This window comes from Paracoccus yeei ATCC BAA-599 (assembly GCF_000622145.1).
Classification (GTDB): Bacteria; Pseudomonadota; Alphaproteobacteria; order Rhodobacterales; family Rhodobacteraceae; genus Paracoccus; species Paracoccus yeei.
This window is the reverse complement of record NZ_JHWH01000002.1, coordinates 124,256-140,484: the sequence shown is the minus strand read 5'-3', so window position 1 is coordinate 140,484 and position 16,229 is coordinate 124,256. Positions and strand designations below refer to the sequence as shown.

At 65.3% G+C, this 16,229-nt stretch carries 17 protein-coding genes and 1 other annotated feature (1 of these 18 cut by a window edge); of the genes, 6 read left to right on the top strand and 11 right to left on the bottom strand.

The window, feature by feature from the left end:
* Positions 1-57: 57 nt before the first annotated feature.
* From pdxY to nrdH, 6 genes are all read right to left on the bottom strand, one after another.
* Positions 58-888, bottom strand: coding sequence for a pyridoxal kinase (gene pdxY / locus BU28_RS0102920; protein WP_028718115.1), 831 nt, complete (start codon positions 886-888; stop codon positions 58-60).
* Entirely contained in the window at positions 885-1,565 is a 681-nt protein-coding gene (locus BU28_RS0102915) for an MOSC domain-containing protein (RefSeq protein ID WP_028718114.1), read from the bottom strand. The genes pdxY and BU28_RS0102915 overlap by 4 nt, the downstream gene beginning before the upstream one ends.
* Positions 1,566-1,574: 9 nt before the next feature.
* Positions 1,575-2,546 carry a class 1b ribonucleoside-diphosphate reductase subunit beta gene (gene nrdF, locus BU28_RS0102910; protein ID WP_028718113.1) on the bottom strand — a complete coding sequence of 324 codons (972 nt, stop codon included), beginning with the start codon at positions 2,544-2,546 and terminating at the stop codon, positions 1,575-1,577.
* A gap of 62 nt (positions 2,547-2,608) precedes the next feature.
* A complete protein-coding gene (gene nrdE, locus BU28_RS0102905; RefSeq protein WP_028718112.1) occupies positions 2,609-4,735 on the bottom strand; it encodes a class 1b ribonucleoside-diphosphate reductase subunit alpha in 2,127 nt (708 codons plus the stop codon).
* On the bottom strand, positions 4,717-5,148 hold the full coding sequence (gene nrdI / locus BU28_RS0102900) for a class Ib ribonucleoside-diphosphate reductase assembly flavoprotein NrdI (protein WP_028718111.1): 432 nt from the start codon (positions 5,146-5,148) through the stop codon (positions 4,717-4,719). Before nrdI ends, nrdE begins: the two co-directional genes overlap by 19 nt.
* Before the next feature lie 13 nt (positions 5,149-5,161).
* Positions 5,162-5,383: a glutaredoxin-like protein NrdH gene (gene nrdH / locus BU28_RS0102895; RefSeq protein WP_028718110.1), complete on the bottom strand. Its 222-nt coding sequence runs from the start codon at positions 5,381-5,383 to the stop codon at positions 5,162-5,164.
* A gap of 451 nt (positions 5,384-5,834) precedes the next feature.
* On the opposite strand from nrdH, the gene BU28_RS0102890 reads away from it, so the two are divergent.
* Entirely contained in the window at positions 5,835-7,091 is a 1,257-nt protein-coding gene (locus BU28_RS0102890) for an NAD(P)/FAD-dependent oxidoreductase (RefSeq protein WP_028718109.1), read from the top strand.
* 125 nt (positions 7,092-7,216) lie between these two features.
* Positions 7,217-7,645 carry a VOC family protein gene (locus BU28_RS0102885; protein WP_028718108.1) on the top strand — a complete coding sequence of 143 codons (429 nt, stop codon included), beginning with the start codon at positions 7,217-7,219 and terminating at the stop codon, positions 7,643-7,645.
* 224 nt (positions 7,646-7,869) lie between these two features.
* Here the strand turns inward: BU28_RS0102885 and BU28_RS0102880 are convergent, their stop codons facing one another.
* Together BU28_RS0102880 and BU28_RS0102875 are read right to left on the bottom strand one after the other, a co-directional pair.
* Positions 7,870-8,391 (bottom strand): MarR family winged helix-turn-helix transcriptional regulator, encoded by a 522-nt coding sequence (locus BU28_RS0102880; RefSeq protein ID WP_028718107.1) that lies wholly within the window; start codon positions 8,389-8,391, stop codon positions 7,870-7,872.
* Between the two features lie 90 nt (positions 8,392-8,481).
* The gene (locus BU28_RS0102875; protein WP_028718106.1) at positions 8,482-8,766 is read right to left on the bottom strand and encodes an FAD assembly factor SdhE; all 285 of its coding nucleotides are present in this window, start codon (positions 8,764-8,766) and stop codon (positions 8,482-8,484) included.
* Between the two features lie 76 nt (positions 8,767-8,842).
* On the opposite strand from BU28_RS0102875, the gene BU28_RS0102870 reads away from it, so the two are divergent.
* Positions 8,843-10,045 (top strand): pyridoxal phosphate-dependent aminotransferase, encoded by a 1,203-nt coding sequence (locus BU28_RS0102870; protein WP_028718105.1) that lies wholly within the window; start codon positions 8,843-8,845, stop codon positions 10,043-10,045.
* A gap of 4 nt (positions 10,046-10,049) precedes the next feature.
* Here BU28_RS0102870 and BU28_RS26195 read toward each other — a convergent pair whose 3' ends face one another.
* A complete protein-coding gene (locus BU28_RS26195) occupies positions 10,050-10,190 on the bottom strand; it encodes a DUF1127 domain-containing protein (protein ID WP_233144941.1) in 141 nt (46 codons plus the stop codon).
* Between the two features lie 210 nt (positions 10,191-10,400).
* Between BU28_RS26195 and BU28_RS0102860 the strand changes: the two genes are divergently transcribed.
* Positions 10,401-11,285, top strand: coding sequence for a LysR substrate-binding domain-containing protein (locus BU28_RS0102860; protein ID WP_028718103.1), 885 nt, complete (start codon positions 10,401-10,403; stop codon positions 11,283-11,285).
* Between the two features lie 23 nt (positions 11,286-11,308).
* On the opposite strand, the gene aspA is transcribed toward BU28_RS0102860, so the two are convergent.
* Positions 11,309-12,715: an aspartate ammonia-lyase gene (gene aspA / locus BU28_RS0102855; protein WP_028718102.1), complete on the bottom strand. Its 1,407-nt coding sequence runs from the start codon at positions 12,713-12,715 to the stop codon at positions 11,309-11,311.
* 153 nt (positions 12,716-12,868) lie between these two features.
* Entirely contained in the window at positions 12,869-13,765 is an 897-nt protein-coding gene (locus tag BU28_RS0102850; protein ID WP_028718101.1) for a LysR family transcriptional regulator, read from the bottom strand.
* A gap of 115 nt (positions 13,766-13,880) precedes the next feature.
* Here BU28_RS0102850 and BU28_RS0102845 point away from each other — a divergent pair, with 115 nt between their 5' ends.
* Entirely contained in the window at positions 13,881-15,095 is a 1,215-nt protein-coding gene (locus tag BU28_RS0102845) for a GTP-binding protein (protein ID WP_028718100.1), read from the top strand.
* Positions 15,092-15,391 (top strand): DUF6525 family protein, encoded by a 300-nt coding sequence (locus tag BU28_RS21880; protein WP_051577689.1) that lies wholly within the window; start codon positions 15,092-15,094, stop codon positions 15,389-15,391. The genes BU28_RS0102845 and BU28_RS21880 overlap by 4 nt, the downstream gene beginning before the upstream one ends.
* Before the next feature lie 499 nt (positions 15,392-15,890).
* Positions 15,891-16,229 (top strand) — a sequence feature (16S ribosomal RNA rRNA prediction is too short); it runs 83 nt beyond the window's last position.

Below are 16,229 nucleotides of genomic sequence, written 5' to 3'. Positions count from 1 at the left end.
GCCCCCGCCGCGCGTGCCGCGCGACTCCCCCGGGGGTATTTGGGAAACGGTGAAAGCCTAAAGGGTCAGAAGGGCTGCGCAGAAGTCGGGATCGGTCAGGACGACTTCCCTGGTGCCGAGCTTGGCGGCGCGCTTCAGGGCGCGGGCGGTCTGGGCTTGGGCGAAGTCGACGGCTTGGGGCAGGGTGCGGCCGCGGCCGAGCCCGGCGGTGACGAGGCCCGCGAACAGGTCGCCCGTGCCGGCCATCGCCACCGGCAGGTGCGGCGTCGGGTGGCGGCTGAGTCCGGAGGAGTCATGGATGACGCTTTCCAGCATGCCCGGCCTTGTTTCGCGCAGGCGGCAGCCGGTCACGATCAGCCGCGCGCCGGACGCCATGCGCAGGGCCTGCGCCACGCGGGGGATATCGGCCAGTTCGGTGACCGGCTGGTCGGTCAGATAGGCGACCTCGAACGGATTGGGCGAGGCGATGTCGGCCAGCGGCAGCAGGCGGTCGCGGAAGATGTCGGCGATCTCGCGCGGGACATAGAGGCCCGGCAGTTCGTCCCCCATCACCGGGTCGCAATAATAGCACAGGCGGGGGTTCGCGGCCTTGGCGCGGGCGACGAAATCGGCCAAAAGGCCCGCGACCTCGACCGAACCGATGTAGCCCGAGAGCAGGAAATCGGCGTCCTGGGGCAGGCCGCGGTCCCACAACCCTTGCAGCAGGTCCGCGAAGAAATCGGCCGGCAGCGGCCGGCCGCGCAGGGTCGGGTAATCGGGCGTGTTGGAAAAGATCACCGTCGGCACCGGCGCGACCTCGATCCCCGCGGCGAGCATCGGGAACACGGCCGCCGAATTGCCGACATGGCCCATGACCACCTGGCTTTGGATCGAGATGACCAGCGTCATGGCGTGCCGTCCAGCCGCGGCGACCAATCCTCGACCCGGCCGCTGTCCAGTCGGCGCTGGGCATGGCGGCGCCAGCCCTCGGCCAGGATGTCCAGCGCGGCGATGGCCTGCAACTCGGCGCGATCCAGGCGGCTGATGTAAAGCGCGTGCCACAGCCGCTGCAGGGTCCAGTCGGCGGCCGGGCGGTCGATCAGGACCAATGCATCGCCCGAGGCGACCGGGCCAGGCTCCAGAACCCGGTAATACCAGCCGGTGCGACCCGTATCCTGCACGCGCCGCGCCATGTCGGGAACGCCGAACCGCTGCGACAGCTTCCAGCAGGGCTGGCGCCCCTGGCTGACCTGCACGAGGGCGCCGCCCAGGCGAAAGATGTCGCCCACGGCTACGCCGGCTTCAGTCAGCCCCGTTGCCGAGACGTTCTCGCCGAAGGCGCCCGGCGATTCCAGCAAGGGCAGCGGACCGAGCTCGCCGGTCCAGGTGGCGTAGTGGTCGCGCGGATAGTGGTGGACGGCCTTTTCCGGTCCACCATGCACCCGCCGGTCGGCCTGCTCATCCCCGGGAAAACCCTGGGGGCCCAGGATCAGCGGACCGGCGACCGGGTGCTTCGCGATCCCGCTGAGGCGGTCGCTGCCGGGCAGGGGGGCGGCCTTGCCGGTCAGAAGGGTGATCGTGGTCATGGCGCGGGATCAGAAGTCCCAATCCTCATCCTCAGTCGCGACCGCCTTGCCGATGACATAGCTCGACCCCGACCCCGAGAAGAAGTCGTGGTTTTCGCTGTCGGGCGAAAGCGCGGCCAGGATCGCCGGATTGACCTCGCAGGCCTGGGGCGGGAACAGCGCCTCGTAGCCCAGGTTCTGCAGAGCCTTGTTGGCGTTGTAGTGCAGGAAGGCCTTGACGTCCTCGGTCAGGCCGATGCCGTCGTAAAGCTCGGCGGTGTATTTCGCCTCGATGTCGTAAAGATCGAACATCAGCGCAAAGGCGAAGTCCTTGAGTTCCTGGCGCCGGGCCTCGTCCAGAGCCTCAAGCCCGCGCTGGTATTTGTAGCCGATGTAATAGCCATGCACCGCCTCGTCGCGGATGATCAGACGGATCAGGTCGGCGGTGTTGGTCAGCTTCGCGCGGCTCGACCAGTACATGGGCAGATAGAAGCCCGAATAGAACATGAAGCTTTCCAGGAACACCGAGGCGATCTTGCGCTTCAGCGGATCGGCGCCGGCCTTGTATTTCTCAAGCACCAGCCGCGCCTTGGCTTGCAGATGCGGGTTCTCCTCGGCCCAGCGGAAGGCCTCGTCGATTTCCTTGGTGCTGCACAGCGTCGAAAAGATCGACGAATAGCTGCGCGCGTGCACCGCCTCCATGAAGGCGATGTTCGAAAGCACCGCCTCTTCGTGCGGGGTCACGGCGTCGGGCATCATCGAGGGCGCGCCGACGGTGTTCTGGATCGTGTCAAGCAGCGTCAGCCCGGTAAAGACGCGGATGGTCAGCGTCTGCTCGGCCGGGCGCAGCGTGGCCCAGCTTTGCACGTCATTCGACAGCGGCACCTTTTCGGGCAGCCAGAAGTTCACCGTCAGGCGGTTCCAGACCTCCAGGTCCTTCTCGTCCTCAAGCCGGTTCCAGTTGATCGCCCGCACCGGGGGCCGCGTGATGTGATCCTTCATCCGAAGAACCTTTCTTTCTTGTCCAAATATCCCACGGGGGTCCGGGGGTGTGAAACCCCGGCTTACAGCGTGCAGGACACGCAGCCCTGCACCTCGGTCCCTTCCAGCGCCGTCTGGCGCAGGCGGATGTAGTAGATCGTCTTGATGCCCTGTTTCCAGGCGCGGATCTGGGCGCGGTTGATGTCGCGCGTCGTCGCCTCGGCCGGGAAGAACAGGGTCAGGGACAGGCCCTGGTCGACATGCTCGGTCGCGGCCGCATAGGTGTCGATGATCGCGTCCGGGCCGATCTCATAGGCGTCGCGATAGTACTCGAGGTTCTCGTTCGACATGAAGGGGGCGGGGTAATAGACCCGGCCGATCTTGCCTTCCTTGCGGATCTCGATCTTGGCGACGATGGGGTGGATCGAGCTGGTCGAATTGTTGATGTAGCTGATCGATCCGGTCGGCGGCACCGCCTGAAGGTTGCGGTTGTAAAGACCGTGCGTCATCACGTCGGCCTTCAGCGCGGCCCAGTCGTCGCGCGTGGGCAGGGTCACGTGCTGGAACACGCGCTCGATGTCGGGCAGGGTCGGCAGCCAGTCGCGGGTGGTGTACTTGTCAAAGAAGCTGCCGTCGGCATATTTCGACTTCTCGAAATCCTTGAACACCTGACCCTTTTCCCGCGCCAAGAGGTTCGAGGCGCGGATCGCGTGATAGGCGACCGCCGCGAAATAGACCGATGTGAACTCGACCCCCGCGGGGCTGCCGTAGTGGATATGCTCGCGCGCCAGGAAACCGTGCAGGTTCATCTGGCCAAGGCCCACGGCATGGGCCTCTTCATTGCCGCGCCGGATCGAGGGCACCGAGTCGATCGAGGACATTTCCGACACGGCGGTCAGGGCGCGGATCGCAGCCTCGACCGTCTCGCCGAAATCGGGCCCGTCCATCGTCGCCGCGATGTTGAGCGATCCGAGGTTGCAGGAAATATCCGTGCCCAGATGGGCGTAGGACAGATCCTCGTTATAGGTGCTGGCCTCGTTCACCTGCAGGATCTCGCTGCACAGGTTCGACATGCTGATCCGGCCATGCACGGGGTTGGCGCGGTTCACCGTGTCTTCGAACATGATATAGGGATAGCCGCTTTCGAACTGGATTTCGGCCAGGGTCTGGAAAAAGGCCCGGGCGTTGATCTTGCGCTTCTTGATGCGCTTGTCGTCGACCATCTCCTGGTATTTCTCGGTCACGGAGATTTCCGAGAAGGGCAGGCCATAGACCTTTTCCACGTCATGGGGCGAGAACAGGTACATGTCCTCGTTCCGCTTGGCCAGTTCGAAGGTCACGTCCGGTATGACGACGCCCAGCGACAGCGTCTTGATGCGGATCTTTTCGTCCGCGTTCTCGCGCTTGGTGTCCAGGAAGCGCAGGATGTCGGGATGGTGGGCGTTCAGATAGACCGCGCCCGCCCCCTGCCGCGCGCCCAGCTGGTTGGCATAGCTGAAGCTGTCCTCCAGCAGTTTCATCACCGGGATGACGCCCGAGGACTGGTTCTCGATCCCCTTGATGGGCGCGCCGGCCTCGCGGATGTTGGTCAGCATCAGCGCCACGCCGCCGCCGCGCTTGGACAGTTGCAGCGAAGAGTTGATGGCGCGGCCGATGGACTCCATGTTGTCCTCGACCCGGAGCAGGAAGCAGGAAATCAGTTCGCCGCGCGATTTCTTGCCCGCGTTCAGGAAGGTGGGCGTCGCGGGCTGGAAGCGGCCCGACAGCATCTCCTCCATGAAGCGCATGGCCAGAGCCTCGTCCCCGCGCGCCAGCGTCAGCGCGACCATGACCACCCGGTCCTCGTAGCGTTCCAGGTAGCGCTGCCCGTCGCGGGTCTTCAGCGTATAGCTGGTGTAATACTTGAACGCGCCCAGGAAGGTCGGAAAGCGGAACTTGCGCGCATAGGCGGCATCCCAGATCGCACGCTGGAAGTTGCGCGAATACTGGTCCAGCACCTGCGGCTCGTAATAGCCTTCGTCCACCAGATAGCGCAGCTTTTCGTCCAGGTTGTGGAAGAAGACCGTGTTCTGGTTCACGTGCTGCAGGAAATACTGATGCGCCGCCTTGCGGTCGGCCTCGAACCGGATCTTTCCATCCGAGTCGTAAAGGTTCAGCATCGCGTTCAGCGCGTGATAGTCCAGCTCGGCCTTTACGCCATCGTCAAGCATGTCTTACCCCAGAATTGGTCGAGGCCCACGCGCACGCGGGCTATGTCTTGGTCATTCCCCGCCAGCTCGAATCGATAAAGCAGCGGGACGTTGCATTTGTCGGCGATGATACGCCCGGCCAGGCCATAGGTCTGCCCGAAATTGCGGTTGCCCCCGGCGATGACGCCCCGGATCAGGGCGCGGCGCTCGGGGTTGTTCAGAAAGCGGATCACCTGCTTGGGAACCGCGCCCCGCCCCTCGCCATCGGCGTAGGTCGGGCAGATCAGCACATAAGGTCCGCCCGGCTGCGGCATCGGCTCGGACGGCGAAACGGGGATGCGCTGCGGCTTGCAGGCCGACCCCGGCGGGACCAGGCGCTGGACGAAACGCGCCGTGTTCCCCGACGCCGAGGAATAATAGATCAGCCCGCACATGCCCCGCACATCGTCAGGAAAGCCGCCCGATCATGTCGGGGCGGAACCCGGCCCAGTGCGAATCGCCAGCGACGACCACGGGGGCCTGACGATAACCCAGCGAGGTGACAAGCTGCATGGCCGCGTCATCCTCGGTCAGATCGACGATCTGATAGGCCAGCCCCTTGGCATCCAGCGCCCGCGTGGTCGCGGTGCACTGGACGCAGGCGGGTTTGGAATAGACGGTGATGGTCATGCCTCGGGTCCTTTTGATGCGTCTTCACGATTGCGCCTCCGCCGGCGGCAACCCGCAAGGACCAGGCCAGTCCAGTCGAGTCAACCACTTGCGGTTGCGGATCCGGCTCGTGCGGCCAGGGCCTGCCCGAGTCGGTCCGCATTTGCGTCTTCCTACCATATAATCATTCCGGCGCGGTTGTCACCACTATATCTGGTAGAAAAGAAGTGGAGCGCTTTCCGCTGGATATGGGTTATTCGCCACACGATCCTGCGCTTTTCAGGCTGATTGCGGTGCGGTTCTTATCGTCCGGGTTGTATTTGGCCGGCGGGGCGGGCGGCCTGTCTAGCCTCTTGCCCGGCAGGCGTCCATTGCCAAACGCGCCAGGCGACGCGTCGTTGCAATTCGGTCACCGCTTTCGCATCCTCGCAGCGTTCGGCACGATGCCGGAGGCCACAAGAAGGAGACCGCCGTGAAGCATCGGGTCGTCGTCGTCGGGGCCGGCTTTGCCGGGCTGCAGCTTGTCCAGGACCTGCGCGGCAGCGATTGCCAGATCACGCTGGTCGATCAGCGCAACCATCACCTGTTCCAGCCGCTGCTGTATCAGGTCGCGACCACGCTGCTGGCGACCTCGGAAATCGCGTGGCCGATCCGCCGGGTGCTGCGCGACCGCAAGGAGGTCACGACGCTGCTGGGCACGGTCGATGCCGTGGACCGCGCCCGGCGCGAGGTCCTGCTGCGCACCGGCCAGCGGCTGCCCTTCGACACCCTGGTCGTCGCGACGGGCGCCCGCCACGCCTATTTCGGCAAGGATGAATGGGAGGCGGACGCGCCCGGGCTGAAGACGCTCGAGGACGCGACCACGATCCGGCGCCGCCTGCTGCTGGCGTTCGAGCGCGCGGAACTGGCCCAGACCGAAGCCGAGCGGCAGGCGGAACTGACCTTCGCCGTGATCGGTGCCGGTCCGACCGGGGTCGAATTGGTCGGCATCATCGCCGAACTTGCCCATCGCATCCTGCCGCCCGAGTTCCGCCACATCGACACCCGCAAGGCCCGCGTCATGCTGATCGAGGCCGGGCCCCGCATCCTGCCTGCCTTTGGCGAACGGCTGTCGGACTATGCCCGCAAGGCGCTTGAGGGCCGCGGCGTCGAGGTGCTGACCGGCACGCCGGTGACCGACGTCTCGCCCGCCGGCATCGTGCTGGGCGACCAGCCGATCGCGGCGCGCACCGTCATCTGGGCGGCGGGCGTCCAGGCATCGCGGGCGCAAGGCTGGCTGGAGGCGCCGGCGGATCGCGCGGGCCGCGTCATGGTGACGCCCACGCTGACCTTGCCCGACGACCCGAACATCTTTGTCCTGGGCGATACCGCGCATGTCGAATCGGACGGCAAGCCGGTCCCGGGCGTGGCCCCAGCCGCCAAGCAGCAGGGGCGCCATGCGGCGCGCATCATCCGCGCCCGCCTGCGCGGCACGCCCGAGCCGGGACCCTTCCGCTATCGCCACATGGGCAACCTTGCCACCATCGGGCGCAATGCGGCGGTGATCGAATACGGCCGGTTCCAGCTGACGGGCTGGCTGGCCTGGTGGGTCTGGGGGATCGCACACATCTATTTCCTGATCGGCGCGCGCTCGCGCTTGATGGTGGCGCTGAGTTGGCTGTGGATCTTCCTGTCGGGGCAGAACTCGGCCCGGCTGATCACCCAGCGCGAGGCGGTGAAGGATCCCTGAGCGCCTTTGCGGTGCCATGGGAAATGCGGCCCCCGACCAGACAGGGCCGCGCGGCATCCCGCCGCCCCCGTTGTGATCATCGCCGCGGCGTGCAAATCTGCCCCGGAACGGACAGGAGGCCCGATATGAAAATCCGATATCTTCACACCATGGTTCGTGTGCTGGACCTGGACAAGACCATGGCGTTCTTTCGCCTGCTGGGCCTTGAGGAGACGCGGCGGATCGAGAACGAGAAGGGGCGCTTCACCCTTGTCTTCATGGCGCCGCCCGGCCAGCCCGAATGCCCGGTGGAACTGACGTGGAACTGGGACGGCGACGACGGGCTGCCGTCGGACAGCAGGCATTTCGGCCACCTGGCCTATAGCGTGGGCAATATCTACGACATGTGCCAAAGCCTGATGGATGCCGGGGTGACGATCAACCGTCCGCCGCGCGACGGTCACATGGCCTTTGTCCGCAGCCCCGACAACGTCTCGGTGGAACTGCTGCAGGAAGGCGAGGCCCTGCCGCCGCAGGAGCCTTGGGCCAGCATGGAAAACACCGGCCACTGGTAAGGCGTCCCGCCCCCTTCAGGAGCGCTCGGCGCCCCAAGAACACCCAGCTCGGCCGGCGCCTATGCTCCGGCCAGCGCAGTTCCGCCCGGGTCGCCTCATCCCAAGTCGCTCCCGCGCCCGCGGCTTTCACTGTTTCCAAAATACCCCGGGGTCCGGGGCAGGGCCCCGGCCCGGCCGCGCCACCGGCCCCAGGCGTGTCGGGCAAGAGACCAGCCGGCCGGACTCTAGTAGATGTACCGGATCTGCTCGATCCAGTAGCGCTCCACCCGGCGCCACTGCAGGTTGACCGCCTCGAGCGCAGGGTCGTCCAGAATGCCGGAAAGCTCCAGTTCCTCGGCGTGGCGGGCGAAAAGCTCCGCCACCCGGTCCCGGATCGCCTGGCCTTCGGGCGTCAGCCGCACCCGGACCGAGCGGCGGTCCATCTCGCAGCGCTCGTGGTGCACATAGCCCAGGTCGACCAGTTTCTTGAGATTGTAGCTGACGTTCGAGCCCTGGTACATCCCGCGCGACCGCAGCTCGCCCGCCGTCACCTCGGCCCCGCCCAGGTTATACAGCAGCAGCGCCTGCACGGGGTTCAGGTCCGACTGACCGAGCCGTTCGAATTCGTCCTTGACCAGATCCAGCAGCAGCCGGTGCAGGCGCTCCAGGATCTGCAGGCTTTCCAGATAGGCGTCGGCACGAGAGGAGCCGGGGACCGGTCGCAGGGCGGGCACCGGTCGGACGGGGCTGGGGCTTCGCTGGGGCATGGTCCGTTTCCGTTCAAGGTCTCTTTCCCCGACCATGAGCGAAAATCCCCAAGCTTCGGTTAATCCCCGCCGCAAAATTGCCTAAAAGTTTCAGGACTTGGGGGAAAGCCGGGCCATGGCAAAGCGCGCCACCCGGTCCAGCATCGGCGACAGCGCCTCGGGGCCCGGGCGGGCATCCCGCATCCGCGCGGTGATCCAGGGGTAAAGGTCCTGGTCGTTTTCGGCCAGCAGCGCCTCGTAAAGCGCCAGGTCGGCCGCATTCAGGCCCGCCAGTTCACTGTCGGCAAAGGGGCCCAGGATCAGGTCCATTTCCTTTGTGCCGCGGCGCCAGCTGCGCATCCGCAGCCGCTTCAGCCTTGCCTCGTGTTCGTCCATGCATTCCTCCGGCCCGCTCTCTTGCCTCGCCGTCGGGGCGGGCCTAAGACAAGGGCGCCCCAGCAGGAAGACTTCGATGCGCCTTTTGTCCCAGACGCTCGCCCGCGTCAAACCCTCGCCCACGGTGGCGATCACCGGCCGCGCCCGCGACCTGGCCGCCGAAGGCCGCGACATCATCAGCCTTTCGGCCGGTGAGCCCGACTTCGACACGCCCCTTCATATCCGCGAGGCGGGCAAGGCCGCAATCGACGCGGGCCATACCCGCTATACGGCGGTCGATGGCATTCCCGAACTCAAGCGCGCCATCTGCGCCAAGTTCGCCCGGGAAAACGGGCTCGACTATGGCCCCGCCCAGGTCACGGTCGGTACCGGCGGCAAGCAGATCCTGTACAATGCGCTGATGGCCACGCTGAACCCGGGCGACGAGGTGGTGATCCCGGCGCCCTACTGGGTCAGCTATCCCGACATGGTGCTGCTGGCCGGCGGCACGCCGGTCGTGATCGAAGGGGCGATGGCGAACGGCTATCGCATCACGCCCGAACAGCTCGAGGCCGCGATCACGCCGAAAACCAAATGGGTGATCCTGAACTCGCCGTCCAATCCGACGGGTGCCGGCTATGGCGAAAACCACATGCGCGGGCTGACCGATGTGCTGATGCGCCATCCGCATGTCTGGGTGCTCAGCGACGACATCTATGAACACCTGGTCTTTGACGACTTCCGCTTTGCCACGCCCGTGCAGGTCGAGCCGGGTCTTAAGGACCGCACCCTGACCATGAACGGCGTGTCGAAGGCCTACGCGATGACGGGCTGGCGCATCGGATATGGGGCAGGGCCCGTCGAACTGATCCGGGCCATGGGGACGCTGCAGTCGCAATCGACCTCGAATCCGTGTTCGATCAGCCAATATGCCGCGCTTGCCGCGCTCGAGGGGCCGCAGGACTACATCGCCGAAAGCCGCGCCGTGTTCCAGCGCCGCCGCGATCTGGTGGTTGATGGGCTGAACGCCTGTCCGGGCATCGAATGTCCGGTGCCGCAGGGGGCGTTCTATGTCTATCCCTCGATCAAGGCGCTGATCGGCAAGACTTCGGCTGGCGGCGCGTCGATCACGGATGACGAGGCGTTCGCCACGGCGCTGCTGGACGAAACCGGCGTCGCCGTGGTCTTTGGCGCGGCCTTCGGCCTGTCGCCGCATTTCCGCATTTCCTATGCGACCTCGGACGCGGTGCTGGCGGATGCCTGCGGGCGCATCCGCCGGTTCTGCGAAGGGCTCGGCTAGGCCTTTACCACAGATGCTTGCGCAGGGCCTCGCCCTCGACCCGCAGGTCGGGGGTGTCGATGGCCGTCACGCCGATGTCGCGCAGCAGATGCGAGGGCAGATGCGCCAGGGCCTTTCGGGTGGCGGGGTCATCAAGCGCGGCCATTCGGTCAGTGCATAGGCTGGACTTATCCTTGACCGAAAAGCCAAGGAGAGTCAGGATGCGATCAGCAAGCCCAAGGGGCCGCCGGACGGGTGCGTAATCATATGACATCATTCTCCTCCGCGATGCGCGCGGTTGCCAGATCATGCCACCATGCCCTTGTTCGCGCGGCTTGACCAACAAAGCCTTCGCACCGTTCCATAAGGCCGCCTTATGTCCCTTCCGCCGCTCGCCGCCTTGCGCGCTTTCGAGGCCGTCGCCCGTCACCTGAGCTTTACCCGCGCTGCCGAGGAGCTGGGCATGACCCAGGCCGGGGTCAGCTATCAGATTCGCCTGCTCGAGGAGCGGCTGGGCACCCCCCTGTTCCTGCGCAAGCCGCGCGAGATCGTGCTGACGGAAACCGGGGCGCTGTTTGCGCGGCCTACCATCGACGCCTTCGATCAGCTGCGCGAGGCCTATGCCGATCCGTCGGCGGATGCGGTGTCGACTCTGTCCATCTCGACGGTGCCGACCTTTGCGGGGGCGTGGCTCTCTCCGCGCCTGGGCAAGTTCCAGATGAACCATCCGAACCTGGCGGTGCGGCTTGAAACCAGCGACACCCTGGTCGATTTCGCGCGCGAGGATATCACCGTCGCCATCCGCGCGGGCGCGGGGGTCTGGCCGGGGCTCGAGGCGCATCACCTGATGGCGGTGGAATACACGCCCATGATCTCGCCCGAACTGGCCCGGCGGCATGTGCTGAGCGAGCCTGCCGATCTGCTCAAGCTGCCGCTTCTGGACCCGGGGGACGAGAACTGGGCGCTCTGGATGAAGACGGCGGGGGTCGAGCGCTGGGAGGATTACCGCAAGCCGGGGCTGACCATGTCCACCGACCTGCACGAGGCGCGGGCGGCGCTGGCCGGCTATGGCGTCGCATTGCTGCAACCGGACTTCTTTCGCTATGAACTGGCGACGGGCGGGCTGATCCAGCCCTTTCCCATCATCTCGCGCAGCGGCCGCGGGTTTTATCTGGCCTATCCCAAGGGGCGCCGCAATCGTCCGGCGGTGCGCAAGTTCCGCGCCTTTCTGCTGGACGAAATCGCCAGCGACCCCGGCTGAACCGGGGTCGCGCATTCCGGGGGTCAGGCGACGAAGACCGCCGGACGGGTCAGGGTTTCCGGGCGCAGGATGGCGTCCAGCCGTTCCTTGGGCAGCAGGCCCTTTTCCAGCACCAGTTCATAGACGCCGCGCCCTGTCAGATGCGCCTCGGTCGCGACCTCGGTCGCCGCCGCATAGCCGATGTAGGGGTTCAGTGCCGTGACGATCCCGATCGAGCGGCGCACGGTTTCCTTCAGCACCTCGCGGTTCGCGGTGATGCCGGTCACGCAGTTGTCCCGCAGGGTGGCGCAGCCCGCGACCAGGTGATCGACCGAACGGAACAGGCTGTAGGCGATCACGGGTTCAAAGGCGTTCAGTTGCAGCTGCCCGCCCTCGGCCGCCATGGTGATGGTCATGTCGTTGCCGATGACCTCGAAGCAGATCTGGTTGACGACCTCGGGGATGACCGGATTCACCTTGCCCGGCATGATCGAGGATCCGGCCTGCTTTGCGGGCAGGTTGATCTCGTTGAAGCCGGCGCGGGGGCCCGAGGACAGCAGTCGCAGATCGTTGCAGATCTTGGACAGCTTGACCGCGACCCGTTTGGTGACGCCCGAAACCTGGACGAAGGCCCCGGTATCCGAGGTCGCCTCGACCAGGTCGGGCGCGGTGATGACGGGAATGACGGTGATCTCGGCCAGCCGCGCGCGGACACGTTCGGCATAGTCGGGATGGGCGGTGATGCCGGTGCCGATGGCGGTGGCGCCCAGATTGATTTCGCAGACCAGGGCCGCGGCCTCGGCCAGGCGCAGTTCATCCTCGCCGATGGTGATGGCGAAGGCGTTGAACTCCTGCCCCAGGGTCATCGGGACGGCTTCCTGCAACTGGGTGCGGCCCATCTTGAGGATATCGCGGAACTCGCCGGCCTTGTCCTCGAACGCGCCGCGCAGCGAGGCAAGGGCGCCGATCAGCTTTTGCAGCCCCTTCCAGGCCGCCAGCCGCAGCGCCGTCGGATAGACGTCGTTGGTCGACTGGCTCATGTTCACATGCTCGTTCGGATGCAGGATCTGATACTGCCCCTTCTGATGGCCCATGATTTCAAGCGCGCGGTTGGCGATCACCTCGTTGGCGTTCATGTTGGTCGAGGTGCCGGCGCCGCCCTGGATCTGGTCCACGACGAACTGGTCGTGCAGCTTGCCCGCGCGGATTTCCTCGCAGGCGGCGACGATCGCGTCGCGACGCTCGGGCGACAGCAGGCCCAGATCGGCATTCGCCAGGGCGGCTGCCTGCTTGATCGCGGCAAGCGCACGCACCAGTTCGGGGATCTCGCCCACGGTGCGGCCGGAAATCGGGAAGTTCTCGACCGCGCGCAGGGTGTGAACACCCCAATAGGCATCGGCCGGCACCTCGCGGTCGCCAAGCAGGTCGTGTTCGATGCGGGTCTTCATCATGTCATTACCTCGGGCGCATGACCTGGAAACCCGCTGGCTGCGGGGATCGTTCCGGTCAGGCATGTTTCAGGATCGGATCGGGACGATTTTCATCCCTTGCGCCAGATATTTAGGGTCGGGGCGACATGAATGCCAATGCCGATTGCGGCTTGGTTATTCCGATTCTGCATAACCACCGCCGAGCTCGCGCGCGGCCTGCCAGACGCGGCCGGTGATGCCGCGTCCGCGCGCGGCGTTGCGATACAGGCGGATTTCCATGGGCAGTTCGGGGGCGACGATTTCCAGCCGTCCGTCCTGCAGTTCCGCTTCGACCAGCAGGCGGGGCAGCCAGACGACGCCATGACCGGCGACCGCCATGCTTTTCATCGCCTCGGCCATGCTGGCCTCGTCCGTGTGGGCGACATAGACCTTGGGTGCGCCGGGTTGGGCCAGCGCGATCCGGGCCATCGCGTTCAGGAAACTGCCGCGCGAGTATTTCAGCATGGGCATGCCTTCGGTCAGCCATTCCGCCGGCCAGCCGGGCCGTGCCACGGCCACCAGCGAGTCGCGGCCCACCACCAGATGCGGATAGCCTGAAGGATCCAGCGGGATGTTCACCTGCGGATGGGCATAGGTCAGAAAGAAGTCATAGCCGCCTTCGGTCAGCGCTTCGATGCAGCGGTCGAAGTTCTCGGGCTTGACGCGGCTGGTCATGGGCCCTGCCGCGGATTTCAGCCGCATCAGCCAGCCCGGCAGGAAGGTCACCGTCAGGCTGTGCAGCGCCAGAAAGCTGATCTCGCCCCCACGAGAGCGGGCATGATCGCGGAACTCGGCGCGGCGGGCATTGATCATGCGCACCGCTTCCTCGGCCGTTTCGCGAAACAGCATTCCTTCCGGCGTCAGCCGTACTGGATAGCTTTCGCGCGACAGAAGGTCGGTCCCCAGCCATTCCTCGAGCGCGCGAATGCGACGGGAAAAGGCGCTTTGCGTGACGCCCCGCAGCTCGGCCGAGCGTGAAAAGCTGTGCGTTTCCGCCAGCACCAGAAAGTCCTCGAGCCATTTGAAATCCATGGCACCCCCTGATGCGGCTTTAGCCCAGCCGCGGAGGGTGCGCCACAGAAACACGGTTGCGGCCGGTTTGCCGAGGCGCTATCAGTAATGTTATATTATAACATATGAGGACGCCATGCCCGCCAGCTCCGATCCCCGCCTGCCCGTCACGGTTCTTTCCGGCTTCCTTGGCGCGGGAAAGACGACCCTGCTGAACCATGTGCTGAACAATCGCGAGGGCAGGCGGGTGGCGGTCATCGTCAATGACATGTCCGAGGTGAATATCGACGCCGACCTCGTGCGAAGCGGCGCGGAACTGTCCCGGGCCGAGGAAAAGCTGGTCGAGATGACCAATGGCTGCATCTGCTGCACGCTGCGCGACGACCTGCTGTCAGAGGTTCGGCGGCTGGCCGAGGAGGGGCGCTTCGACTATCTGCTGATCGAGTCGACCGGAATCGCCGAGCCGCTGCCGGTGGCTGCCACCTTCGACTTCCGCGATGCGAATGGTGACAGCCTGTCGGACGTGGCGCGGCTGGACACGATGGTGACGGTGGTCGATGCCGCGAACCTCATGCGCGACTTTGCCAGTCACGATGCCCTGGCCGACCGCGGTGAAAGCCTGGGCGAGGAGGATGGCCGCACCCTGGTCGACCTGTTGACGGACCAGATCGAGTTCGCCGACGTGATCGTGCTGAACAAGGTGACGCAAGCCGGGCCGAAGGGGCTGGACCAAGCGCGCAAGATCGTCCGCGCCCTCAACCCCGACGCCCGGCTGGTCGAAACCGATTTCGCCCGCGTCCCGGCCTCGGCCATCTTTGGCACGGGTCTGTTCGACTTCGACCGGGCGCATCTGCATCCGATGTGGGCCAAGGAGCTTTACGGTTTCGCCGACCATGTCCCGGAAACCGAGGAGTACGGGATCACCTCATTCGTCTATCGCGCCCGCCGGCCGTTTCATCCGCAGCGCCTGCATGCCGTGCTGACGGGCGAATTGGCTGGCGTGATCCGTGCCAAGGGGCATTTCTGGATCGCCACCCGACCGGACTGGGCGGCCGAGTTCAGCCTGTCGGGGGCGCTTTCGAATGTGTCGCCCCTGGGGATCTGGTGGGCGGGACTCCCACGCGAACGCTGGCCCAGCCACCCCGATGCGCTGGCCGAGATGCGGCGCAACTGGGTCGAACCCTGGGGCGATCGCCGGCAGGAACTGGTCTTCATCGGCGCCGGCATGGATGCCGAGGCAATCAGCACCGCGCTGGACGAGGCCTTGGTGATGGCGGCCGACTATACACCGGGGGACTGGGTCGGCTTGCCCGATCCGTTCCCCCAGTGGGGCAATCGCCGGGTGGCATGACGATGCTGGCGAACCTTGCGACATCGCTGCGGCGGCGACGGACCGCGCCGATGGGCCATTACGACAGCCTGCCGGCCGAGCTGCGCCATTGGCTTGCGCAAGCTGCGCTGCCATGGAGCCCCGCCTCGGCCTTGCGCCTGTGGCGCCGGGCGATGCACAGGACAGGCTGCCCCTGCGCGGCCTGCGCCTGCCTTGACGCCGCCGAGGCACGGCTGCTGGCCCGGGACGCAGCCCAGGTCTGGGGTGCGGGCCATCCTGGCCAAGGCCATTTCGACAGCATCGGCAGGGCAGGGTGATTCCGGCCCAGTTTGCGCATCGTCATCTGCGCTTCACATTTTTTCTCATGTTTTTCATTTCAGTTCAGTGAGATATAACTTTCTTCCGAAAAACTGTCATTTTGGGGTTGCGGCGATCCGGCGTGATCCGTAAATACCGCTTCACCGGACGGCGGGAACGCTGGAAGGGGCGGGGAAGCGGGAGCGGAACCGAGACAATCTGGGAATGACTGACCGGGCGGGGCGTCGAGAGAATGGCGCTTCATCTGGGATTTTGTTTCCTCTGCTTTTTGACATTGCGAGATATCTGAAGGGATATGCGGGCGGTCTGGTCGTTTTTCGACTGAGTAGCTTGCATATCGGCCTGGTAGGCGTGAGCCGATGATCCAGGTGTCAGCTTCACTGTTTGTCGGCTCACGCGAGTGAGGACGATGAACAGAAGTATCCCCGCTTACCTGGCGGGGATGACAGATGTGCAAGGTTCGACGTCAAGGATACGGCTAACGCCGTTTCAACTTGAGAGTTTGATCCTGGCTCAGAACGAACGCTGGCGGCAGGCCTAACACATGCAAGTCGAGCGAGGACTTCGGTTCTAGCGGCGGACGGGTGAGTAACGCGTGGGAATGTGCCCTTCTCTACGGAATAGCCCTGGGAAACTGGGAGTAATACCGTATACGCCCTATTGGGGAAAGATTTATCGGAGAAGGATCAGCCCGCGTTGGATTAGGTAGTTGGTGGGGTAATGGCCTACCAAGCCGACGATCCATAGCTGGTTTGAGAGGATGATCAGCCACACTGGGACTGAGACACGGCCCAGACTCCTACGGGAGGCAGCAGTGGGGAATCTTAGACAATGGGG